Origin of the sequence: Pseudomonas extremaustralis (assembly GCF_900102035.1) — a bacterium.
Classification (GTDB): Bacteria; Pseudomonadota; Gammaproteobacteria; order Pseudomonadales; family Pseudomonadaceae; genus Aquipseudomonas; species Aquipseudomonas extremaustralis.
The window spans coordinates 414,721-435,464 of record NZ_LT629689.1 but is presented as its reverse complement, the minus strand read 5'-3'; the positions used below and the strand labels follow the sequence as shown (position 1 = coordinate 435,464).

At 60.2% G+C, this 20,744-nt stretch carries 26 protein-coding genes; 9 read left to right on the top strand and 17 right to left on the bottom strand.

The window, feature by feature from the left end; genetic code table 11:
- The first annotated feature begins 7 nt into the window (after positions 1–7).
- Entirely contained in the window at positions 8–235 is a 228-nt protein-coding gene (locus BLR63_RS02180; protein ID WP_003192759.1) for a YheU family protein, read from the top strand.
- Between the two features lie 10 nt (positions 236–245).
- Here BLR63_RS02180 and csrA read toward each other — a convergent pair whose 3' ends face one another.
- On the bottom strand, positions 246–449 hold the full coding sequence (gene csrA, locus BLR63_RS02175) for a carbon storage regulator CsrA (protein WP_010567452.1): 204 nt from the start codon (positions 447–449) through the stop codon (positions 246–248).
- A gap of 126 nt (positions 450–575) precedes the next feature.
- Positions 576–1,391, bottom strand: coding sequence for an SDR family oxidoreductase (locus tag BLR63_RS02170; RefSeq protein ID WP_010567451.1), 816 nt, complete (start codon positions 1,389–1,391; stop codon positions 576–578).
- Positions 1,392–1,718: 327 nt separating this feature from the next.
- Here BLR63_RS02170 and BLR63_RS02165 point away from each other — a divergent pair, with 327 nt between their 5' ends.
- Positions 1,719–1,871, top strand: coding sequence for a DUF3309 family protein (locus tag BLR63_RS02165; RefSeq protein ID WP_010567450.1), 153 nt, complete (start codon positions 1,719–1,721; stop codon positions 1,869–1,871).
- Positions 1,872–1,930: 59 nt separating this feature from the next.
- On the opposite strand, the gene BLR63_RS02160 is transcribed toward BLR63_RS02165, so the two are convergent.
- From BLR63_RS02160 to BLR63_RS02140, 5 genes are all read right to left on the bottom strand, one after another.
- A complete protein-coding gene (locus BLR63_RS02160) occupies positions 1,931–4,018 on the bottom strand; it encodes an LTA synthase family protein (RefSeq protein ID WP_010567449.1) in 2,088 nt (695 codons plus the stop codon).
- 348 nt (positions 4,019–4,366) lie between these two features.
- Positions 4,367–4,558 (bottom strand): PLDc N-terminal domain-containing protein, encoded by a 192-nt coding sequence (locus BLR63_RS02155; RefSeq protein ID WP_010567448.1) that lies wholly within the window; start codon positions 4,556–4,558, stop codon positions 4,367–4,369.
- Positions 4,559–4,626: 68 nt separating this feature from the next.
- Positions 4,627–5,157 (bottom strand): hypothetical protein, encoded by a 531-nt coding sequence (locus BLR63_RS02150; RefSeq protein WP_010567447.1) that lies wholly within the window; start codon positions 5,155–5,157, stop codon positions 4,627–4,629.
- Between the two features lie 41 nt (positions 5,158–5,198).
- On the bottom strand, positions 5,199–5,714 hold the full coding sequence (locus tag BLR63_RS02145) for an ankyrin repeat domain-containing protein (protein ID WP_010567446.1): 516 nt from the start codon (positions 5,712–5,714) through the stop codon (positions 5,199–5,201).
- Between the two features lie 94 nt (positions 5,715–5,808).
- Positions 5,809–7,635 carry a long-chain-acyl-CoA synthetase gene (locus BLR63_RS02140; protein WP_010567445.1) on the bottom strand — a complete coding sequence of 609 codons (1,827 nt, stop codon included), beginning with the start codon at positions 7,633–7,635 and terminating at the stop codon, positions 5,809–5,811.
- Positions 7,636–8,029: 394 nt separating this feature from the next.
- Here BLR63_RS02140 and BLR63_RS02135 point away from each other — a divergent pair, with 394 nt between their 5' ends.
- Complete coding sequence (locus BLR63_RS02135) at positions 8,030–8,308, top strand: DUF3509 domain-containing protein (protein ID WP_010567444.1); 279 nt, start codon at positions 8,030–8,032, stop codon at positions 8,306–8,308.
- A gap of 58 nt (positions 8,309–8,366) precedes the next feature.
- Here BLR63_RS02135 and BLR63_RS02130 read toward each other — a convergent pair whose 3' ends face one another.
- From BLR63_RS02130 to aroC, 4 genes are all read right to left on the bottom strand, one after another.
- Positions 8,367–8,630: a response regulator transcription factor gene (locus tag BLR63_RS02130; RefSeq protein WP_010567443.1), complete on the bottom strand. Its 264-nt coding sequence runs from the start codon at positions 8,628–8,630 to the stop codon at positions 8,367–8,369.
- 211 nt (positions 8,631–8,841) lie between these two features.
- Positions 8,842–9,372, bottom strand: a complete 531-nt coding sequence (locus BLR63_RS02125; RefSeq protein WP_010567442.1) for a 1,2-dihydroxy-3-keto-5-methylthiopentene dioxygenase — start codon at positions 9,370–9,372, stop codon at positions 8,842–8,844.
- On the bottom strand, positions 9,369–10,529 hold the full coding sequence (locus tag BLR63_RS02120; RefSeq protein WP_010567441.1) for an MFS transporter: 1,161 nt from the start codon (positions 10,527–10,529) through the stop codon (positions 9,369–9,371). The genes BLR63_RS02125 and BLR63_RS02120 overlap by 4 nt, the downstream gene beginning before the upstream one ends.
- 10 nt (positions 10,530–10,539) lie before the next feature.
- Complete coding sequence (aroC, locus tag BLR63_RS02115; RefSeq protein ID WP_010567440.1) at positions 10,540–11,631, bottom strand: chorismate synthase; 1,092 nt, start codon at positions 11,629–11,631, stop codon at positions 10,540–10,542.
- A 142-nt stretch (positions 11,632–11,773) separates the two neighbouring features.
- On the opposite strand from aroC, the gene BLR63_RS02110 reads away from it, so the two are divergent.
- Both BLR63_RS02110 and BLR63_RS02105 read left to right on the top strand, forming a co-directional pair.
- Positions 11,774–12,736 carry an alpha/beta hydrolase gene (locus BLR63_RS02110; protein ID WP_042947602.1) on the top strand — a complete coding sequence of 321 codons (963 nt, stop codon included), beginning with the start codon at positions 11,774–11,776 and terminating at the stop codon, positions 12,734–12,736.
- 100 nt (positions 12,737–12,836) lie between these two features.
- A complete protein-coding gene (locus BLR63_RS02105) occupies positions 12,837–13,643 on the top strand; it encodes a hypothetical protein (RefSeq protein WP_010567438.1) in 807 nt (268 codons plus the stop codon).
- 68 nt (positions 13,644–13,711) lie between these two features.
- Here the strand turns inward: BLR63_RS02105 and prmB are convergent, their stop codons facing one another.
- Positions 13,712–14,620, bottom strand: a complete 909-nt coding sequence (gene prmB / locus BLR63_RS02100) for a 50S ribosomal protein L3 N(5)-glutamine methyltransferase (RefSeq protein WP_010567437.1) — start codon at positions 14,618–14,620, stop codon at positions 13,712–13,714.
- A gap of 241 nt (positions 14,621–14,861) precedes the next feature.
- Between prmB and BLR63_RS02095 the strand changes: the two genes are divergently transcribed.
- The 4 genes from BLR63_RS02095 to BLR63_RS02080 all read left to right on the top strand — a co-directional run bounded on the left by BLR63_RS02095 (position 14,862) and on the right by BLR63_RS02080 (position 17,218).
- On the top strand, positions 14,862–15,452 hold the full coding sequence (locus BLR63_RS02095; protein WP_010567436.1) for a cysteine hydrolase family protein: 591 nt from the start codon (positions 14,862–14,864) through the stop codon (positions 15,450–15,452).
- Between the two features lie 142 nt (positions 15,453–15,594).
- Positions 15,595–15,915 carry a hypothetical protein gene (locus BLR63_RS02090; protein ID WP_010567435.1) on the top strand — a complete coding sequence of 107 codons (321 nt, stop codon included), beginning with the start codon at positions 15,595–15,597 and terminating at the stop codon, positions 15,913–15,915.
- Between the two features lie 75 nt (positions 15,916–15,990).
- Positions 15,991–16,548 (top strand): Smr/MutS family protein, encoded by a 558-nt coding sequence (locus BLR63_RS02085; protein WP_010567434.1) that lies wholly within the window; start codon positions 15,991–15,993, stop codon positions 16,546–16,548.
- Positions 16,549–16,864: 316 nt separating this feature from the next.
- On the top strand, positions 16,865–17,218 hold the full coding sequence (locus BLR63_RS02080) for a hypothetical protein (protein WP_010567433.1): 354 nt from the start codon (positions 16,865–16,867) through the stop codon (positions 17,216–17,218).
- Here BLR63_RS02080 and BLR63_RS02075 read toward each other — a convergent pair.
- The 5 genes from BLR63_RS02075 to BLR63_RS02055 form a co-directional block, all read right to left on the bottom strand.
- Positions 17,199–17,690 carry a DUF2514 family protein gene (locus tag BLR63_RS02075; RefSeq protein WP_010567432.1) on the bottom strand — a complete coding sequence of 164 codons (492 nt, stop codon included), beginning with the start codon at positions 17,688–17,690 and terminating at the stop codon, positions 17,199–17,201. The two genes, BLR63_RS02080 and BLR63_RS02075, sit on opposite strands and share 20 nt — an antisense overlap.
- The gene (locus tag BLR63_RS02070) at positions 17,687–18,196 is read right to left on the bottom strand and encodes a glycoside hydrolase family 24 protein (RefSeq protein WP_010567431.1); all 510 of its coding nucleotides are present in this window, start codon (positions 18,194–18,196) and stop codon (positions 17,687–17,689) included. Before BLR63_RS02070 ends, BLR63_RS02075 begins: the two co-directional genes overlap by 4 nt.
- Positions 18,197–18,255: 59 nt before the next feature.
- Complete coding sequence (locus BLR63_RS02065; protein WP_010567430.1) at positions 18,256–18,603, bottom strand: hypothetical protein; 348 nt, start codon at positions 18,601–18,603, stop codon at positions 18,256–18,258.
- Positions 18,603–19,820 carry a hypothetical protein gene (locus tag BLR63_RS31690; RefSeq protein ID WP_231998132.1) on the bottom strand — a complete coding sequence of 406 codons (1,218 nt, stop codon included), beginning with the start codon at positions 19,818–19,820 and terminating at the stop codon, positions 18,603–18,605. Before BLR63_RS31690 ends, BLR63_RS02065 begins: the two co-directional genes overlap by 1 nt.
- A gap of 63 nt (positions 19,821–19,883) precedes the next feature.
- Positions 19,884–20,537 (bottom strand): hypothetical protein, encoded by a 654-nt coding sequence (locus tag BLR63_RS02055; RefSeq protein WP_081480414.1) that lies wholly within the window; start codon positions 20,535–20,537, stop codon positions 19,884–19,886.
- Positions 20,538–20,744: the final 207 nt, after the last annotated feature.

The following is a 20,744-nucleotide window of genomic DNA, read 5'->3' as shown; positions in this document are numbered from 1 at the left end:
GGCTTGTATGCTGATTCCCTACGACGCACTTGAAGTCGACACCCTGACCCGCCTCATCGAAGACTTCGTCACCCGCGACGGCACGGACAATGGCGATGACACGCCCCTGGAAACCCGTGTACTGCGCGTGCGCCAGGCGCTGACCAAGGGCCAGGCGCTGATTGTGTTCGACCCGGAAAGCGAGCAGTGCCAGTTGATGCTCAAGCACGATGTGCCCAAGCATCTGTTCGACTAAGAGGCACCGCTCAGGGGTTGGGCACCACCACCGGATGGGTGGCAGCTTTCTGGCGCTCAAGAAGTGTGCGATTGACCTCGGCGCGATGGACCTGCGCCCCGGCCGGCGCATTGACGCCGAGTTTCACCTGGGTACCGTGGATCGACAGAACATGCACGGTGATGTCATCGCCAATGGAGATGACTTCACCTATGACTCGGCTCAAGACCAGCATGGCGGTTGTCCTTGTGAAGTGACAGGACCTCGACCATGCGCCTGGCGCACGGGTGCATCAATGGCTTGCAGTTAAATCAGGCAAGACCTACGCAGCAAGGTAATTCGCCTGACAGACGCTGCTTGATCAGCCCTTAACCGCCTGCGCCTTGGCGCGCATCTTGTCGGCCATGACAGTCATCTCGTCATACAGCAACTGCGGGTTCTTCTGCTTCAAGGCCCAGGCCATGCGCCCCTGCTCGTGGGGCAGGATCATGAACTCGCCCTCGGCGACCCGCTGGTAGATGTAATCGGCGATATCCGCCGCCGAAATCGGCGAACTCTCCAGCAACTTGCCCACCTGGGCCTTCATAGCCGGCGTCGGCCCACGGAAGGAGTCCAACAGGTTGGTCTGGAAAAACGACGGGCATACCACGTGGACCGCGACTTCCTGTTGTTTGAGTTCCACCAGCAGGCTTTCCGAGAGCGCCACCACACCGGCCTTGGCCACGTTGTAGTTGCTCATGGCCGGCCCCTGCATCAGCGCCGCCATGGAGGCGATGTTGATGATGCGGCCCTTGCTCTTTTCCAGCAGCGGCAGGAACGCCTTGCACCCCTTGACCACGCCCATCAGGTTGATTGCGATCTGCCAATCCCAGTCCTCCAGCGACAACTCGGCGAAGAATCCACCCGAGGCCACGCCGGCATTGTTGACGATCACATCGATCCCCCCGAGCTTCTCCTCGCAGGCCTGGGCAAACGCAGTGAGCTGGCTGTAGTCGCGCACATCGCAACGCTGGACAAAGCCATCGCCGCCCGCTTCCCGAACCAGCCTGAGGGTCTCCTGCAGGCCCGGCTCGCTGACGTCCGACAGGGCCAACCGCCAACCCTCACGGGCCCAGCGCAGAGCGATTTCACGACCCAGGCCGGACCCGGCGCCAGTGATCATCATGCGATTTTGCATAGGAAGTTGCCTTGTGGTTCACAGAAGAAGTGATCGGCAGTGTAGCGAAGGTTTTTCCTACACCCACGCACCATCAGATTGATGAATGCCCTGGGCAAACTGTGGGCTGGGTCGGATACCCGGCCTGCGTCTAAGTTCAATCTTTTTCAACGCGAAGTGCCACTTTGCCAAGGGATCAGAAGAAATAAGCGGCTTTATAAAATGCTTTAAGAAAACATGGAATTTTCTCGGATGGCGCACAGTCGGAGTTGTTAAGGCGTCCGTATTCAACGCGGGCCTATCGTTAAACAACCGGTCCTCCTTGAAGGCCTATAAGGAAATAAAACTATGAGCCTCATTCTCATCATCATCCTGATTCTGCTGCTGGTCGGTGGTTTGCCCGTGTTCCCGCACTCCCGAAGCTGGGGTTATGGTCCGTCGGGCATTCTGGGTGTTGTACTGGTAGTGCTGTTGGTATTGTTGCTGCTCGGCAGGATATAAGCGTTTTAAATGCTTAAAAAAAAGAGGCCTTGAAGGCCTCTTTTTTTATGCGCGGTTATTTAATCCGGCTTGCCGTTGACCACACCGGCGGTGTTATCCAACAGGCTCTTGGTGGCGGTCTGCAGGAACGACTCGAGTTTCTGCTTGAGCATGGACTCGTCCGGCGACTCGGTAATCAACTTACCGGTCGGTTCGGCGCCCAGTTCGTATTGCCACAGTTTGGGCGGCATTTCCTTAGGCAGCACCAGAACGCGGTCACCGGTGACCAACGCCACGGTCTGGTCGTTGCCGGACGGCTTGATCACGCCGAACCCCTTGTCGCCTTCCGGCAGGTTCAACAGGTCACGGCCCCAGCATTGGTGCAGGGTTTCGCCGCCCAGGCGGCCCATGATGGTCGGCACGATGTCGATCTGGGTGCCCACGGTGTGGTCACGCGCGCCGAACTTCTCTTGAATGCCCGGCGCGATCATCAGCATCGGCACGTTGAAGCGGCCCAGGTCCATCTCGGTGATCTGCTGTTCGTTGCCGAAGCCGTGGTCGCCGACGATCACGAACAGGGTTTCCTTGAAGTACGGCTCTTTGCGGGCCTTTTCAAAGAACTGGCCCAGGGCCCAGTCGGAATAACGCATGGCGGTCAAATGCTCGTTGAGGCTGCCACGGTCAGTGACTTTCTCCACCGGCAATGGCGTCGGCAACGCGTACGGCGTGTGGTTGGACAGGGTCTGCAACAGCGCGTAGAACGGCTTGCCGCCTTCACGGGCTTTGAGTTCTTCCAGGCCACGGTTGAACATGTCCTGGTCGGACACACCCCAGGTCGGATCGGAGAACACCGGGTCGACGAAGTCGTTACGGCCAATGAAGTTGGTCATGCCCTGGTTGCTGAAGAAGCCCGACTGGTTGTCCCAGGCGAAGTCGCCGTTGTAGACATACACGTCGTTAAACTTGCGCGCGCTGAGCAGCTGCGGCAGGCCCGACAGCTTGTGGCTGCCCTCTGGGGTCTGCATCAGGTATTCGAAGCCCGGCAGGTTCGGGAAGCAGGCCATGGTGGCGAACATACCCTGGTGGGTATGGGTGCCGTTGGAGAAGAAGCGATCGAACAGCAAGCCTTCCTTGGACAGATTGTCGAAGAACGGCGTGACGTTGCCGGGACGGCCCAGGGCGCCGACCGAGTGACCGGCGAAGCTTTCCAGCAGGATCACGACCACGTTCTTGATCGGCAGGGTCTTCTCGGCCGGTGGCGTGTAGTCGCGGCGCACGGCGGCGATGTCGGTGTCCACCAGCTTCTCTTGCGGCAGCACCAGCATGTCACGCACGGTCTGGGTGGCCAGCGGTTGGTCCAGGGTCGCCTTCCAGATATTGGAACGCTCCTCGGAGAACCGCGACTTGGCGGCGGCGATCAGCGACAAGGTGCCGTTGAGGCCCAGTTGGTTGGCGAAATTCGAGTCGGTGGTGTACACGTCACCCCAGCGCAGCGGCGGGCCCTGGCGCAGGGTGCCACGGGCGGCTGTGACGGCGACCAGCAGGCAGACCACGAACACCGCGATGCGGCTGTACCACGGCGCGACCTGGCGGGTGCCGATGCTGCCACCGCTGAACGGACCGCGCGGGCGGGTGGCGCGGTCGGCGCCTTTGAACGCCATGCTCAGGATCACGGTGCCCACGGCCCAGGCCAGCAGGTAGCGCACCACCGGGAAACCGTACCAGAGCATGCTCATCACGGTTTTCGGGTCTTCTTTCACATACTGGAACACCAGGCCGTTGAGGCGCTGGTGGAACTCACGGTAGAAGTCCATTTCCATCAGGCCCAGGAACAGGGCAATGCTGGACGCCACGGTCAGCCAGAAACGGAAGAACCCGCGTGCGGCCATGGCCCGTACGCTGAACAGGGCCAGCAGCAACGGCACGATCAGGTACACCACCAGGCGCAGGTCCAGACGCAGGCCGTTGGCGAACGCTTCGAGGAAGGTCGAGGCCGGGGTGTCGAGGATCATCTCGCGGTTGTACACCAGCAGCGCCAGGCGCAGCAGGGAGAACATCACCATCATGACCAGTGCACAAAGCAGCGTGTAAGCCAGATGGGATTTGACGGTCGGTTGCAGCAGGCGATTAGAAGCTCGCTGCTGACTCAGGGCGTCCGGGTTTGCCATGTCGTTTCAGGACCCATTGGAAGTTTAAGTGACGAAGTATTGCAGTGGCGCGAATGGTGCCCGATCAGTGACATCAAGGCTATTAATTACTGAAGAAGCACCGCTGCCAGGCCTTTAAAGGCACTTGAGGCAGGGAGATAAAGCCGGCGGATTGTCTTGAATAAGATGTGAAAATTTCGTACAGCGAATATTTCGACACACAAATCTCCCCGGTGCAGAAATCAAATGTGGGAGAGGGTTTGCTCCCGATAGCAGTGGATCAGCGCCAGATACCGTGGCTGATACACCGCTACCGGGAGCAAACCCCCTCCCACATCGACTGTGCCTGCTGCAGATCGAGGGAAACGATCAGAACCGCACGTTACCCCGCGGCCCGGCGATCGCCCAGATGATCAGGCCCAACACCGGCAGCAACAGGATCAGCAGGATCCAAAGCACCTTGGCCCCGGTGCTGGCGCCGCTTTTGAATACATTGATGATCGCCCAGATATCCAGCGCCAGGATGATCAGCCCGACCAGACCGTTGAAAGTGGAACCCATGGTGTCGCTCCTAGAGTGAGGGCATGCCCTTGTAGGATAGCCAGCCCTGGCGGGGGTTCCGTTTTATTTCAGACGTGGACCGCGACCTTCAGCGCTTCCAGGGACGGCTCGGCCTTGATCCCCACTTCGGCGCACAACGCCAGCACGCGCAGCAGGTCATTGCCGTACACCAGCACGGTCTGGATCTCGTCATCCAGCAGTTGGCTGAAGTTGAGCAGCACATAGCCGCCGTCTTCCGGGCTCAGGGCGCTCATCTGGATCTGGATGCGATTGAGCGCGGTGAGGTCTTCGGTCTTGGCCAACTGCTTGGGCTTGAGGTTGAACGCCACGCCCGGGCCGAACGACGCGACGATCTGCGCAAACAGGTCGCCGTAGGTGTCGGCCTGGAACAGCACGGTGTCCGGCAGGCTGCCGACCACCACCCACTCGCCCAGTGGGATCGGGAAGGTGTCGTCGTAGTTGATGTCCGGGTTGGCGGCAAGGAAGGCCGCCGGGTCGGCGTAGGCCTGGGCGGCTTCTTCGGCGATGCGCGCCACTTCGTCCGCGCCCATGACGCCGGCGCTGATTTTGCTGATGAGTTCGACGAGGGCGGTTTTCATGGGGCAATCCTGTGACGGGCGGGCTTTTGAGGGCGCGTAGCCTACACCAGTTTTTCCAACTGCGCCGCCGTGTCCCTCGCCCCCATGGTCTGCGCCGCCGCCAGTGCCGTTGCGCCCTGGGCATCGGTGGCCTTGGGGTTGGCGCCCTGGCCGAGCAGGTAGTCAACCATGTCCACGCGATTGAACATCGCCGCCATCATCAGCGCGGTACGGCCATCGGAGGACGCCGCATCGACTGGCGTACCGCCTGCGATCAGCGCCTTGACCACGGGCAGGTTGCCCTTGAACGCCGCACCGGCAATCGGTAGCTGGTTCTTGTCATTGGCGATCAGCGGGTCGGCCTTGAATTCGAGCAGCACTTTTACCGCATCGGCATGGCCGTGGTAGGCCGACAGCATCAGCAAGGTATCGCCATTGTGGTTGCGCAGGTTGGCCGGCAAGCCCTTGGCCAGCAACGCGGCGAGCATGGCGGCATCACCTTTGCGGGCCACATCGAAGACTTGTTCGGCAAATTCGGCGGCTTCGTCTTCGCTCATTCGTTTGGGGTGGTCTGACATGGGGGACTCCTTTCTGGTGCTTATATGGCGCCCAGTGTCGCGATGGAGTTCCCCACTGTCATGGCTTTTTTGTCAAACGCGCCCATAGGCACAATCAATAGCGGAACTGTCCGCCCTGGATCTGCGCCAATAGTTGCCCGGTCACCGGCACGTAGCAGTCCGAGCCCGGCAGCCAGGCGTAGACCGGGTCGTTGCCGGCCTTGTCCGGGTCGAAGGCTTCCTGCTTGAGTTTCACTTTCTGGTATTTGAAGGTTCCGGTGGTTTCCATCTGCACCTTGACCCGCAGGAACAGCGGCACCGCATAGTGCGGCAACTGGCCATGGGCGAATTGCAGCAGCTCACGCATATCCAGCGCGGCCAGGGATTCGCTCGGGGTGATGGCCACCATGCCCGCGCGGCCATTGGTGTTGTCGATTTCGACACCATAGGCCACCACTTCAGCGATCTGCGGATGTTGCAGCAGGACGTTCTCGACCTCGGTGGTGGAGACGTTTTCACCTTTCCAGCGATAGGTATCCCCCAGGCGATCGACGAATTGCGCATGGCCGAAGCCGATGCTGCGCAACAAATCGCCGGTGTCGAAGTAGCGGTCGCCCTTTTCGAACACGTCGGTGAGGATCACCTTGCGGTTCTTTTCCGGGTCGGTGTAGCCGTCGAAGGGCGCTTTAGCATCGATCCTGGCCAGCAACAGGCCCTGTCCGCCCGTTTGCACCTTGCGCATAAAGCCATCGGGGCCACGGACCGGTTCGCCGTTGTCGTGGTCGTAGTCCACCAGCGCCCAGTGCTGCAGGCAAAAGCCGATGGTGTTGTCGAAATTCAAGACGTTGGTAAAGCCGATATTGCCGTCGCTGGCAGCGTACAACTCGCAGACATGCTCCACGCCATAGCGCGCCTTGAACTGCGCCCACACGCCGGGGCGCAGGCCATTGCCGACCATCTTGGTCACGCGGTTATCGCGGTCGCTCGCGCTGGGCGGCTGGTCGAGCAGGTAACGGCACAATTCGCCCACGTAACCGAGGGTGGTCGCATTGAATCTACGCGCATCGTCCCAGAACTGGCTGGCGCTGAACTTGCGGCGGATGGCGAACCCCGACGCTCCCACGATCGCCGAACCCCAGCACACGCACAGGCCGGTGGCGTGATAGAGCGGCAAGGTGCAATACAGGACGTCGTCCGGGCCCATGTCCAGGGCGATGCGGCCGAAACTCACGGCGGTTTTGGTCCAGCGCCCATGTTTCATGATGCCGGCCTTGGGCAAGCCAGTGGTGCCGGAGGTGTAGATATAGAAGCAGGGGTCGTTGAAGAAAATCTGCGCGGTGCTGGCGGGATTGTCCGTCGAGCACGCGGCACTGGCTTCCATCAGGTCGATATACCCCGCAGGCACCACGTCGCTGGGCTGATCGGCGACAAACCAACTGCGCTGCGCCTCGATCGATACCTGATCGCGTACCGCGTCATAGGCACTCACCAACTCCGCGCCGACCACGATCGCCACCGGGCTCACCAGGTTCAGGCTATGCACCAATGCACTTTGGGTTTGCGCGACATTGAGCATCGCGCAGATGCCGCCCAGCTTGGCCACGGCCAGTACGCTCAAGAGCAATTCGGGACGGTTTTCGATAAACAACGCCACCACATCGCCCTTGCCGATGCCCTGGGCCTGAAGGTGATGGGCAATGCGGTTGGCACGCTCGTTGGCTTCGCGGTAACTGAGCACACGATCACCAAACAACAATGCCGCACCGTCCGGATGACGCAGGGTGGCCTGTTCGAAGTGCCAGCCCAGGCCACAGGGTTGGGCGGGGTCCGTCACGTTGGCAGCGCGCATGCCGCGTATCACCCGTGGCAGGGCGCGAACAATCGAAGGCACCTTACGCAGCATCATGCGCCAGGTGATCATGTCGTTTTGCGGGTGACTCATGGAGGAACGTCCTTTTTCTTGTTCTTCGTCTGATCCGGAAGTCCGGTATTCCTGTAGGCGCAATGCCCAATACCTTGCAGGAAAGTACGTTAGCCACTCTTCAGCTGTACACGCGGGATTTGAAAAGTTTTGTATCCCGAGGCTCGGACGCCGAAAAAGGGAATTTCGCGGCATGGGTGCAGTCTTCATGAATGACCGCTAGCCGTTTGTACCCTGTCGAACAGCGCAAAATGCAGGATGCATGATGGCTATTCATGCAAATTGCACGAAATCGAAAATCTGATGTTTTTATAAGTATGTGATTTATAACAACTTTCTTTAAGAACAGTAGCTGGCACAATCGCTGCACCTATCACTCCATGCTTGCCAACTTGAGCCAACGGAGCTGATAGACATGAGCCTGATCCAAGATAAATTCGCTTCAGTATTCTCCACCTACGACGTCACCACCCAACCACGTCCCGACGGCGGCATCCTGTTGACCTTGCGTAACAGCGAAGGCAAACAGGTCAAGCGTTCGATTTCGTACCAACAGTTGCACACCGCCGATCAGTTGACCTGGGTGATCAGTGCCATTCGCCGTGACCTGGCCGAACAAGCCAGCGAGCTGCCGCACATTTCCATGCTGCAAAGCCAGAATCGCTTTGCCCTGCCGACCTACCATTCGGCTTGAATACCCGCTAAGTCAAAGGGCCGCGACGCATTGAGCGTCGCGGCCCTTTTTCGTGGATTCAGCAAAGGCCCTGGCGCGCCGCTTCATTCATGGCCTGGACACGGTTGTTGACCTGCAGCTTGCCGTAGATATTGCGCAGGTGGAACTTCACCGTGGCTTCGGACGTGGCCCGTATCCGGCTGATCTCCCAGACCGTCTTGCCTTCCGAAGCCCAGCGCAGGATTTCCAGCTCCGTGGGGGTCAAGGGTTTGCCGGACAAGCTCAGTCGCCGTCTGACGGCGTTGGGCACGGAATAGGGTGACGACTCCTTGGGACCGGTCATGTTGTTTTCTCCCTTTTATTGGCGGATGCCCTATCACCATTCGGATTCTTCCTATTGACAGGTGATATAAACATTGATGCCGGGGAGAGTTACATAACCCATGGCACTCAGGCGCAGGGCGCGGAATAAACAGCCGCGCCCTACAAAAGCTTGAGCTTCTTCCCACAACAACTTCCAACGCGTGGGGATTGAAGTTTCTAATCTTTCGCGATCAATCGTCCAACCCAGGGAATCGCCGGGCGATGGCATCACCCGTCGGTTCAGGCGTCCGGCCTGCCGTCGCACTGAAGAGCCGCAACGCCACAATGTGCGGGTTCTCGCCTATATCGAACCAGTGCGGCATGCCGGCCGGGATCACCAGCAGGTCATTTTTCTCGCAGCGTACGCCGTACACGTAGTCATCCACATGCAGGCAGAACCAGCCCTGGCCTGCGATGAAAAAGTGCGCATTGTCTGTGTTGTAGCGATGTTCATCGAGGAACTGCGCGCGCAGTTCGGCTTTCTGCGGCTGGTCGCCCGTGACGCTGAACACTTCCACGCCACCGTAGCCGAGGGCGTCGATCTGCGCCTGGTACGCCGCGATCAGTTGCGCGTCGCCGGCGCCCTTTTCGAGGGGGCCGGGCTGCCAACGCTCGAACCGCACACCGTGCTCGGCGAGGGTCGTGGCGATGTCGTCGAAGTGGGTCAGGACCTTGTTCGGGGTATCCGGTGAGGTGACGGGGTAAATAGCGACATAACTCATTGGAGGGTTCCTCTGCTCTGCTCTTGCAATCGAAAACCGATGATAACGGCGGCGGCCAGGGCCGCGACGCTGGCGATACTGAAGGTCAGGGTGGGGCCCAACAGGTTCCAGCTGTAACCGGAATACAGGGCGCCCAAAGCACCACCGGTACCGGCCAACGCGGCATACAGCGCCTGGCCCTGGCCTTGTTGTTTGTCGCCAAAACTACGCTGCACAAAGGCGATGGAGGCCGCATGAAAGCTGCCGAAGGTGGCGGCGTGCATCACCTGCGCCAGCAACAGCACCCAAAAGAATTCGGCGAACGAGCCCAGCAGCAACCAACGCACGGCCGCCAACAGGAAGCTGGCCAGCAGTACCCGGCGCACCGAAAAGCGCGTGAGGATACGGCTCATGCCCAGGAACATCAGCACTTCGGCCACCACCCCCAAAGCCCACAGCAGCCCGATCACACCACGGCTGTAGCCCAGGTGTTCCAGGTGCAGGGTCAGGAAGGTGTAATACGGGCCATGGCTCATTTGCATCAGCGCCACACAGACATAAAACGCCAAGACACCGGGGCTGCACAATTGCTTGAGGAAACCGTCACCGGCCAGGCGTTTGCCGTGGCTGGCGGGCTGTGCATTCGGCACCCACAGGCTGGCGCCGATGATCCCGGCCATGATGACCACGATCACCACCGGGTAAATATCCAGGCTCAGCCCGTCGAACAGGCGCCCCATGATCACCACCGTGAGGATGAACCCGATGGAGCCCCACAGGCGGATCTGACTGTAGCGCGAGGTCTGTTGGCGCAGGTGGGCCAGGGTGATCACTTCAAACTGCGGCAGCACCGCGTGCCAGAAGAACGCGTGCAATGCCATCACCAGGGCCAGCCAGGCGTAGGTGTGGCTGACGAAGATCAGCGAAAAACTCGCCAGGGTGCACACCGCTCCCAAACGCACGATGGCCAGGCGCCGCCCGGTGTAGTCGCCCAGCCAGCCCCACAGGTTGGGGGCCACGCAGCGCATCAGCATGGGGATGGCCACCAGCTCGCCGATGCGCGCGCTGGAGAACCCCAAATGATCGAAGTACAGCGCCAGGAACGGCGCTGTCGCCCCCAGCAGGGCGAAGTAGAACAGGTAGAAGCTGGAGAGGCGCCAGTACGGGAGTGCTGTCACGGTCAGACCGTCACAGCTGGCCCAGCACCGGGGTACTCACGTGCACGTCGGCGTTTTGCCCGCGATTGCGCAACAGGTGGTCCATCAACACGATGGCCATCATCGCTTCGGCGATCGGCGTGGCGCGGATGCCGACGCACGGGTCATGGCGGCCCTTGGTGATCACGTCCACCGGATTGCCATGCACATCGATCGAACGGCCCGGCGTGGTAATACTCGACGTGGCCTTGAGCGCCAGGTGCGCAACGATGGGTTGGCCGGAGGAAATACCGCCGAGGATGCCGCCCGCGTTGTTGCTGAGGAAGCCTTGCGGGGTCAGTTCGTCGCGATGCTCGGTACCGCGCTGGGAGACGCAGGCGAAGCCGGCGCCGATTTCCACGCCTTTGACCGCATTGATGCTCATCAGCGCATGGGCCAGCTCGGCGTCCAGGCGGTCGAAGATCGGCTCGCCCAGGCCCGGCTTGACGCCTTCGGCCACTACGGTGATCTTGGCGCCGACGGAATCCTGGTCGCGGCGCAACTGGTCCATGTAGGCCTCCAGTTCCGGCACTTTGTCGGGATCCGGGCAGAAAAACGCGTTGTCCTGCACGCTGTCCCAGGTCTTGAACGGAATTTCGATCGGGCCCAGCTGGCTCATGTAGCCACGAATGACGATGCCCTGGGTCGCCAGGTATTTCTTGGCGATGGCACCGGCGGCCACGCGCATCGCGGTTTCGCGGGCCGAGCTGCGGCCGCCGCCACGGTAGTCGCGTTCGCCATATTTGTGGTGGTAGGTGTAGTCGGCGTGGGCCGGGCGGAACAGGTCCTTGATCGCCGAATAGTCCTTGGATTTCTGGTCAGTGTTGCGGATCAGCAGGCCGATGGCGCAACCGGTGGTGCGGCCTTCGAACACGCCGGAGAGGATCTCGACTTCGTCGGGCTCCTGGCGCTGAGTGGTGTGACGGCTGGTGCCGGGCTTGCGACGGTCGAGGTCACGCTGCAGGTCTTCCAGGGACAGCTCGAGGCCGGGCGGGCAGCCGTCGACAATGGCGACCAACGCCGGGCCATGGCTTTCGCCCGCGGTGGTGACAGTGAACAGCTTGCCGAAGGTATTGCCGGACATGCAGGGCGCTCCGTGAAATCAGTTGTAATCACTCAAGGGTGATAACCAAGCGCGCCAGTATACGCGGGCCAACCGACTAGTTCATCCTCGAAACCTTACCGGTAGACATTGGTCCAACCGGCACCTCCCGGATGATGGCACGATAATGCTGCGAGTTTTACTGTTCACGCTCACCCTGTTTACCGCCCTGGCCCAGGCCGCCACCCCCGTGGTACTGCAACGCCCGATCAGCCTGGACACCGGCACCGGCCAACTGTTTGGCTCGCTGTTGCTGCCGCAGTCCGACACACCGGTGCCGGTGGTGCTGATCATTGCCGGCTCCGGCCCCACCGACCGTAATGGCAACAGTGCCGACGGCGCGCGCAACGACAGCCTCAAGCGCCTGGCCTGGGTATTGGCGCGCCACAACATCGCCAGCGTGCGCTATGACAAGCGCGGCGTCGCCGCCAGCCTGGCCGCCACCCCCGATGAACGCAACCTGACCCTCGACGCCTACGTGGCCGACGCGGTGGCCTGGGGCAAACTGCTCAAGGCCGACAAACGCATGGGCCCGCTGATTGTGCTGGGTCACAGCGAAGGCGCGCTGGTAGCCGCCCTGGCCGCACCGCAACTGGAACCGGCAGGCGTGATCTCCTTGTCCGGCAGCGCCCGCCCGGTCGACCAGGTGATCCGCCAGCAACTGGCCGATCACCTACCCCCTGCCCTGTTGCTGCGCAGCAATGAAATCCTCGATCACCTCAAGGCCGGCCAGGTGGACGCCAACGTGCCGGGGCCGCTGCAAAGCATTTTCCGACCCAGCGTGCAGCCGTATCTGATCAGCTTGTTCCGTGCCGATCCGTCGGCAGCGTTCGCCAAGTTGAACATGCCAGCACTGATCATCCAGGGCACCAACGATATCCAGGTCGGCGTCGGCGATGCCCGACAACTGAAAAACGCCAAGCCAGACGCACAATTGGCGGTGATCGAGGGCATGAACCACGTCATGCGCATCGTGCCCAAGGACGTGAAGCAGCAATTGGCCTCCTACAATGACCCGCAATTGCCCCTTGCCGCCGAGCTGGGCAGCCGCGTGGTGGACTTTATCGACGGACTTCAACCCCGTTAAGCGACAATTTGCCTCCAGTCCTGTAGAAAGCGGCCGATAAGCCCAGAGTCGACAGCAAAAGAGACTGTCGACTGGCTGGGCTTGGACAGGATCGCACCGCATGACAACCACTGAAGCAACACCGGAACCTAACGCCGAAACCCCGGCTGAAAAAACCGAGGCCATCGACGCGGCGGCGCTGCCGTGGGCGGACGTACAGGCCGAGCATTTCAAGATGCTGCGCCTGGCGCCCCTGACCACCGACCGCGCTACGGGCCTGCGGCCGTTGCGGTTCGTACAGTTCGGTTATGCCGAGCGCCATGACCAGCGCCATAGCCTGTTGCGCATGGTTATCCAGTTGCCGGGGCAACGGGTGCGCCGCGAGCAGAATCACCTGGATATCTGGGTCGACCACGATACCCACCGCGTGCATTTCGGCCCGGGCAACAGCCTGGAAATCGAACCGGCCAACCGTGGCATAGGCCGTTTCCTGGTGGCCCAGGGCGCCGCGTGGGCGAAAAAGAAATGGTCGCACTACCGCGTCGACGGCGTCGATCTGTCCAACAAGGACGCACTCAACGAGTCCACGCGTCTGCGCCGCGATCACTTCCTGCGGGTCCAGGGCTTCGATGTGGCCTATGCCGATGTGCAGCACCTCAAGGGCAGCGTGCAACCGGGCAAGGTCGGCGATGTGCTGGACAGCTGGAACACCGAGAAGGTGCAGTTCGTGGAAATTCTCGAAGCGGCGCAAATGCTGCAACAGGCCGAGCAGAACCTGGCGGAGCAGGAAGTGAAGCTGCGCCAGGAAGAGGAAAAGGTCACCAAGTTCAAGCGCGAAGACAGCGGCTTGCGCTTTACCATCACCTGCCTGGTGGCGTTTACCGTGTTTCAGGCGGGCTTGTTGATCTGGATTGCCACCCACCGCTAACCAGTTGGAGTGCAGCCAAACAGGTGGGAGGGGGCTTGCTCCCTCCCACATTGACCGATTGTCTTCAGCTAGACCCTGGCAGCGAATACCGCCTGATGCGTCCGGCACTGCTCGGCCGTGAGCATGAACACCCCGTGTCCACCGCGCTGGAACTCCAGCCAGGCGAAGTCCACTTCCGGGTACAACGCCTCGACGTGCACCTGGCTGTTGCCCACTTCGACAATCAGCAAACCCTTCTCGGTCAGGTGGTCGGCCGCTTCGGCCAGCATGCGTCGCACCAGGTTCAAGCCATCGTCGCCACAGGCCAGGCCCAGCTCCGGTTCGTGCTGGTACTCGTCCGGCATGTCGGCGAAGTCCTCGGCATCCACATACGGCGGGTTCGACACGATCAGGTCGAAGCGCTGGCCGGGCAGGCCATCGAAGCCATCGCCCTGCACGGTGTACACACGCTCGTCGACGCCATGCCGCTCGATGTTCTGGTTGGCCACTTCCAAGGCTTCGAAGGACAAGTCGCCGAGCACCACTTCGGCGTCCGGGAACTCATAGGCACACGCGATACCGATGCAACCGGAGCCGGTGCACAGGTCGAGGATGCGCGCCGGCGGCTGGTGCAACCAGGGTTCGAAGCGGTTTTCGATCAGCTCGCCGATGGGTGAGCGCGGGATCAGCACGCGCTCATCGACGATGAACGACATGCCACAGAACCAAGCCTCCTTCAGCAAGTAGGCGGTCGGCACGCGCTCATGGATGCGACGATGGAGCAGACGCTGCACGTGGGAAATTTCCTCTTCTTCGAGGTTGCAGTCCAGGTAACTGTCGGCAATTTCCCACGGCAGATGCAGGGCGCCGAGCACCAGTTGCCGCGCTTCGTCCCAGGCATTGTCAGTGCCGTGGCCAAAAAACAGGTCTTCCCCATGGAAACGGCTGACAGCCCAACGGATATGGTCGCGCAAGGTGCGCAGGCGGGAAGTGATCACGGGGGGCAGACTCCTGGAAAAAACGACTGGCGATTCTAACAGCCTTCGCCGACAGGGACGATGGACGAAAACCGATGGCCGTACGTCGGATTTCATCCAATTTGCCATCATTCGGCCAAACACGCCGCCTACTTGACAAGGCTGCACGCCAGCAACGGCGTAGCTTACGATGGAAGCGATTCACAGAAGCGCTCAGCCAGTGGACAATGGCGCAAAAGCCCCACTCACAGGAGCCCCCAGAATGTCCGTTCCAAAGACGATGTTTCAACTCAGCGGTCGTGGTTACGCAGCAGCGAACCTCAACCATGCGACTCTCGTGATCATCGACGCCCAGAAGGAATACCTCAGCGGCCCGCTCGCCCTCTCCGGCATGGAGGCGGCGGTCGCCAACATCAAGCAAGTACTCGCCGCCGCGCGCCGCGCCGGGCGCCCGATCGTGCATGTGCGCCACCTCGGCACCGTGGGCGGCCTGTTCGACCCTCAGGGCGAGCGCGGCGAGTTCATCCCCGGGCTTGAACCCGAAGGTGACGAAACCATCATCGGCAAGCTGCTGCCCAGTGCCTTCCACGGCACCGGTCTGGAAAAACACCTGCAAGACCTCGGCTCCCTGGACCTGATCGTCTGCGGTTTCATGAGCCACTCCAGCGTCAGCACCACCGTGCGCGCCGCCAAGAACCTGGGCTTTCGCTGCACCCTGGTGGAAGACGCCTGCGCCACCCGCGACCTGCCGTACAAAGGCCGCGTCCTGACGGCCGAACACGTGCAGCAGACTGAAATGGCCATCATGGCCGACAACTTCGCGACCCTCGCGTTGACCAAAGACCTGATCTGATCGTCTTTTCGATGAGCGGCGCGGCGTGTGTATAGGCCCCGCTCATCCATAAAGTCCCTTCATTTGACGCGTTTACCTCTGGCACAGGAACAAGCTGTGTATCTTCCGGTCGAAGGGCCGATACCCTGGAGGAAAGGTCGGAATGAAGATATCCGATGGTTTTGACGCTCGTCGCTTGCGCCCCAAGGGCCCGAGCAACTGGCGTCTGCGCCTGGTGGCCGGTATTGCCGCGCTGCTGGCGATAATAGGTGTGCTGCTGGCGGTGGCCGGTGGTGCAGGCTTGTCGGGGCATTCCCCGGCGCTGGGCGAACTGAATACCAGCCCCGGCGGCTCGGCGATTCTGCTGGCGGGCGGCCTGCTGGTGCTGTGGTTCGGCGTGTGGTTGTGGCGGCGCAGCCGTCGGAAGATGCGCCAGCCGTTGTCACTGAACATCGCTTCGCACCTGATGAAAAAGCACGACTGATGGCGCTTGGATAGCGTTTCCTGCGCCCTGGCCGCCGCGATTTAGGTAAACTGCCCGCCCTTCGCGGAGGCTGACATGCAAGACGACGATTTTTCCCTGTTCAAAAGCGAGCTGCGCGGCGTCAAGCCGATCAAGCACGACCGGGCCGACACCGGCAAACCCAAGACCGACCGGGCGCAGATCGCCAAGCTGCGCCAGGCCGCGACCGTGCGCACCGATGCCACCACGGTGGATGGCCTGTCGGACCAGTTCGTGATCGACGTCGGCCCCGAAGACGAGCTGATGTGGGCCCGCGACGGTGTGCAAGAAAGCCAGATGCGCAAGCTCAAGGTCGGCCAGATCCCCTTCGAAGGCAGCCTCGACCTGCACGGCATGAGCGTGGAAAAAGCCCGGGAAACCCTGTGGGCGTTCCTCGCCGAAGCCACCAAGTTTGAAATCCGCTGCGTGCGCGTCACCCACGGCAAGGCTGTGCGCCTGGACGGCAAGCGACCGATGATCAAGAGCCACGTCAACACCTGGCTGCGCCAGCATGCCCAGGTACTCGGCTTCACCTCCTGCCAGGCCCGCCACGGCGGTGCCGGTGCGGTGTACGTGATGCTCAAGCGCACCATGCTGGAAGGGCGCGACGAGTAACAAGTGCCCTCGTCAGGCTTGCAGCGATGTGCCCGCCACCGTAACCTTGCGCTTTGCGAAAATCCCACAGGTAGTTTCATGTCCCTGGAACAGAATTACACCGCGATTCTAAAGGGGTAAGGCAAAGTAAAAATAGTCAATGAAATCGGGTACTTGCTTACTTAGCGTTACCCGATTTTGACCTGCTTTACACGGTCATTGGTACAAAAATTGGTACGAGATCTATTCCCTCCACGGCGTCCTGCCGACGAACACCCCTCCCAAATCTGCCCCGCCTCAATTACTGTATGCACATACAGCATTTGAGTTTCCCAAGATGAACATCGATCAAGACACCTGTGAGTGGCTCGGATGCCCCACGCCTCTGGAAATGTATAAGCACCAGTGCGCACTATTGGAAGATGAGTTGACCCTGGCGCAGGTCCAGCTGACCAAGGCCCGGAGAAACATCGCCGGACTGGTACACATGAATGACGTGCTGACCACCGGAAAGGCTCGGGCGGAAGAAGTCGCTACAGCCGCAACGACGGAGATGGAGGAATTTAAACGCGCATGCACCGAGCCAGGCGTGCTGGGAATGAAGCTGGTTGCACAACAACGCGACCACCTGCTCAGGGAGAACCAGAGACTCCTCGGCGAACTGCGTAAACTTACTGAGCCGCAGCCCTGACACTCAACGCGTTGTAGCTTCTCTCGCAAGTCAGTCCAGCTATTCGGGCGCGGTCATAAGCGACCGCCAGCTCTCCCGCTCTTTTGTCAGCCCGCTGGAGCAGGTCGGAGAGCACCATTGCGGCGCGGGTGGCTGACGCGCCTCGCTGGGTAGCTCCGGGATCGCCGCAGGCATTGGCGGCGAACTTACCGGCTTCGACATGCAGCCGGTCACCAGCAGCATCAGCGGCACCAGCATCCACAGTTGCGGCCTTGTTCTGTTCTCGCGCATCGCTTGCCTCCTTATTCACTGCCTTCTGGCGGCGCTGTTCTTCTAAGCGGGCCGTGTTGCCCGCCTCGGTGATGGCGAGCGCCTGAGCTTTGCCAAGTTCTGCCAGTTGCTTGCCGTAACGATAGTCCTGCACCCGCCAGGTGCCACCGGCGCCGATCACCACGGCCAGCAGGATGACGGCCAAGATCTGTATCGGCGTCACGACATCACCCCGCCCGCCAGTCGGTATTGCTTCAGCAGATCCTCCAGGCGGTGCTCGCGCTGGCCATACCCAGCACCCGGCAAGCTGGCCCAGATGTTCCGGCACTTCGCGAGAGCCGTCTCGATCCGTCCGGCAAGCACGTCAGGCAATGCCCGGCACTCGCGGATGTGCTGCAGCGCCACCAGGTCCTGGCTGATCGGGCTGAAGTCCGGCAGCTTGAGCAGGGCCTTGTAATGCGGCCAGTCCTTCAGCATCTGCTGGTACCGGCCCGAAGCATTGGACGTGAGCCCTTTGCTGTTGATGACCTTCGATGCGCGCCCCTTGGCGAACGGGTGGTCCGTGAAATCCTTGAACACCTCGGGTTTTCGATCAATTCCCGTCACGATCACGTCGTAGCCATCCATGGCCGTGGCCGGGGAGGTGCTGGTGCCCTCGCCCCAGGCGAGCATATCGAGGAAGGCCAGCGCGTTACGTCCGCCCGCGCGAGATTCGGAAAGTCGTGCCATTGCTTTTCTCCAGGCAAAAATAAACCCGCTCATGGCGGGTGGCGTTGTTCAGCAACGGATCACGTAGGCGCTACAGGGCGCTTGCTGCTGTCGGGGAAGTCAGAGTTATCGGCGGTCCACTTGCGCAGAGCGAGCCAATATTTCTGCCACTGCTGGGCGGTGCCTAGGATGCCTTCCTCGCCGTACTCGATGGCGGTCACGTTCTGCTGGGCAATAGGCATTTCCGTATCGCGCCAGGAGTTTTCGACACCGGACAATTCCAACAACGAAGGAATGTAAGGTGGTGGAAAATATTCGTCCCGGCGCACAACCGTACCGCCAATTTCCTTGACGTACTCGTAGATATTCACGCCCTCAGCGACGCAGGTCGTGCTCCCATCATCGCCAACAATAATGTACTCATCCATCACGCCCACTCCCCTACGATAATGAATCTCGCCCTGCCAGCAGCGGAGTCAATCAATTGGTTGCTTCCCGCCCCGGGTGAGTTGAATAGAGTAATGGTGCTGGTTGCCACGTCTGAGCCCCCTGATTCGATTTGCATGGCGTTGAAGTAAACCCCCGAGTTGGAGGCGGCACTACAGAAGACCTTGAAGCCTGGCTTTATCTGTCGCGGCAGGTTTATTACAAACAGCCCGGCAGACGTCCGCGTGACGGAGGTGACGTTATTGGCGTTGGTCAGAACCGGTGGAGCGACAGGAGTAAATGACCCGCCAGCAACAATTTGATTGGCGGGGACGATGTCAGATTTCAGCTGATACTTTGAAAGCTCTGCTATCAGGTCGGCCTGAGCAGTTATCAATCCAGTAATAGCCCCCCAGGCGGCTCCCGTAGGCAAAGGAACCCAAGTCCCTGCCCCGCTCAAGACTTTCATCCGGTCAGCAACTGATGCAACTGGAACTAGACCCTTGGTACCAGCAACAGTTGGCGTTGCACCAACCATCGGCGCGATGCCCTGGCGAATCAGATCGAAACCGCCCGAAGTCAGCGCGTGCAGCGACGTGATGTCGTTGTTTTCACCACTGTCAGCCTTACCAAGCGTGGCCTGCTCTGCTCGATCGGCAGAATCTTCAGCGGCAGTAGCCGAGGCTGCGGCCGCCTGCTCCGATTGAATGATGGAGGTCTTGGCCGTCTCTGCTCGATCAGCCGCCGCGGCGGATGCCTGGGCAGATAAACCGCTTTGCTGAGCCGCCAGCTGCGCGGCATTCTTGTTCTCCGCAGATGCATCAGCCGCCGCGCTTGCGATGCCGGCCTGCTCGGCGGCCACCGTCTTGGATTGCCCTGCCGATGCGGCAGCCTCTGTCGCGGCCGCCACCTGATCCTGCATATCAGCAACACCGCTGGCAATCACCTGGGTAGCCGCCCGAAGGGCATCAGCCGAGTCCTTGACGTATCCCTGCATCGGCGCAAGCGAGTAACCGCCTGCTGCCAGAGTGGTGCCCTGGTAATTCGGTGCGATCGACAATGCCGTGTCGCTGGCAATGTTGGTGACTTCGTACCACTCACCGTCAGGACCACGGAACGCATCGCCAACGCGCGAATTCGCAATGAAGGATGTTCCAGAGCCAATCACGGCATTGCTGCCAGCCGTCACAGCAACTGTTCCTGTTTTGTACCAGGTCATATTTTCTCCAGGCGATAAAAAACCGCACATGGCGGCTATCGGTCTCTAATCGTTTTCCAGCAGTTAAGAAATCGGCTTGGCAAATACAACAGGCGTATAGTATGAAGTTGAGATATCAACCCCGACAACTTGCATAACAAGCCTATCATTACCATAGTCCCACACGGCATATTGATTTCCCTGCCGAGATGTAAGACCTGCAACATCCATTGCAATATTATTAAGGAGCATATAGTCACCAGAACCAAGTGGGCTATATGCTGTCCAGCTAAGTCTTGATGTACCTTGCCCTGTTGGGGACGAACCTAAATATGACCAGCCTGTAATCGTTCTTGTGAACTGAGCGCAGGCCGTACCATTATCAAACAGCAGTTTTGAATTACCATCCCATAATCTTAGCCCGAAGGTGGCTATCTCCTTGGATTGAAAAGCGGCAGCAAACCAGTTCCCAGATGTTCCAACTCCGGCTATGCCGGTGAACGAAAATCCGGTCCAGGCTCCAGGGCCTCCCGATAGCTTGCAGAAACACAGGGTGTTTGACTGGCCTGGCCTCACGAAAACAAGCGGTGGCTCTTGAGTAGTGATTACGAACGGGAACGACGCCCCCGCGCCGCCGACTCCGCTATATGTGCCCTTTGCTAAAACAACAAGTCTGGAAAATTCAGAATCAAGCGTTACCACGTCATTGTTATTTGTAAACGTTAGTCCGTAAGGCATTACCGATACCTCATGACTATTAACCTCTGAGTCCTAAGTACCCCCATAGGCGCGCCCTCGGGTGCACCAGGCTGCCCAAAATAAAGCGTCACTCCACCACTCGAAACTATAGGTGTGTACTGTATATTTCTCTGGTCCTTACCATCTGTCCCATAGTCATCTACTGGTATACACACTGCTGAGTGAGTAGAAGGATCAATCCCAATT

What these genes read in the sequence shown, in the direction of transcription:
- aroC (WP_010567440.1), bottom strand. Translation starts at nt 11,631, where the DNA reads ATGTCCGGCAATACCTTCGGCAAGCTGTTCACTGTCACCACCGCGGGC.
- BLR63_RS02070 (WP_010567431.1), bottom strand. Translation starts at nt 18,196, where the DNA reads ATGGCACGACTTTCCGAATCTCGCGCGGGCGGACGTAACGCGCTGGCC.
- BLR63_RS02125 (WP_010567442.1), bottom strand. Translation starts at nt 9,372, where the DNA reads ATGAGTTATGTCGCTATTTACCCCGTCACCTCACCGGATACCCCGAAC.
- BLR63_RS02080 (WP_010567433.1), top strand. Translation starts at nt 16,865, where the DNA reads ATGAACATCGATCAAGACACCTGTGAGTGGCTCGGATGCCCCACGCCT.
- BLR63_RS02165 (WP_010567450.1), top strand. Translation starts at nt 1,719, where the DNA reads ATGAGCCTCATTCTCATCATCATCCTGATTCTGCTGCTGGTCGGTGGT.
- BLR63_RS02095 (WP_010567436.1), top strand. Translation starts at nt 14,862, where the DNA reads ATGTCCGTTCCAAAGACGATGTTTCAACTCAGCGGTCGTGGTTACGCA.
- BLR63_RS02145 (WP_010567446.1), bottom strand. Translation starts at nt 5,714, where the DNA reads ATGTCAGACCACCCCAAACGAATGAGCGAAGACGAAGCCGCCGAATTT.
- BLR63_RS02090 (WP_010567435.1), top strand. Translation starts at nt 15,595, where the DNA reads ATGAAGATATCCGATGGTTTTGACGCTCGTCGCTTGCGCCCCAAGGGC.
- BLR63_RS02180 (WP_003192759.1), top strand. Translation starts at nt 8, where the DNA reads ATGCTGATTCCCTACGACGCACTTGAAGTCGACACCCTGACCCGCCTC.
- BLR63_RS02065 (WP_010567430.1), bottom strand. Translation starts at nt 18,603, where the DNA reads ATGGATGAGTACATTATTGTTGGCGATGATGGGAGCACGACCTGCGTC.
- BLR63_RS02055 (WP_081480414.1), bottom strand. Translation starts at nt 20,537, where the DNA reads ATGCCTTACGGACTAACGTTTACAAATAACAATGACGTGGTAACGCTT.
- BLR63_RS02160 (WP_010567449.1), bottom strand. Translation starts at nt 4,018, where the DNA reads ATGGCAAACCCGGACGCCCTGAGTCAGCAGCGAGCTTCTAATCGCCTG.
- BLR63_RS02170 (WP_010567451.1), bottom strand. Translation starts at nt 1,391, where the DNA reads ATGCAAAATCGCATGATGATCACTGGCGCCGGGTCCGGCCTGGGTCGT.
- BLR63_RS02105 (WP_010567438.1), top strand. Translation starts at nt 12,837, where the DNA reads ATGACAACCACTGAAGCAACACCGGAACCTAACGCCGAAACCCCGGCT.
- BLR63_RS02140 (WP_010567445.1), bottom strand. Translation starts at nt 7,635, where the DNA reads ATGAGTCACCCGCAAAACGACATGATCACCTGGCGCATGATGCTGCGT.
- BLR63_RS31690 (WP_231998132.1), bottom strand. Translation starts at nt 19,820, where the DNA reads ATGACCTGGTACAAAACAGGAACAGTTGCTGTGACGGCTGGCAGCAAT.
- BLR63_RS02155 (WP_010567448.1), bottom strand. Translation starts at nt 4,558, where the DNA reads ATGGGTTCCACTTTCAACGGTCTGGTCGGGCTGATCATCCTGGCGCTG.
- BLR63_RS02130 (WP_010567443.1), bottom strand. Translation starts at nt 8,630, where the DNA reads ATGACCGGTCCCAAGGAGTCGTCACCCTATTCCGTGCCCAACGCCGTC.
- csrA (WP_010567452.1), bottom strand. Translation starts at nt 449, where the DNA reads ATGCTGGTCTTGAGCCGAGTCATAGGTGAAGTCATCTCCATTGGCGAT.
- BLR63_RS02135 (WP_010567444.1), top strand. Translation starts at nt 8,030, where the DNA reads ATGAGCCTGATCCAAGATAAATTCGCTTCAGTATTCTCCACCTACGAC.
- BLR63_RS02085 (WP_010567434.1), top strand. Translation starts at nt 15,991, where the DNA reads ATGCAAGACGACGATTTTTCCCTGTTCAAAAGCGAGCTGCGCGGCGTC.
- BLR63_RS02150 (WP_010567447.1), bottom strand. Translation starts at nt 5,157, where the DNA reads ATGAAAACCGCCCTCGTCGAACTCATCAGCAAAATCAGCGCCGGCGTC.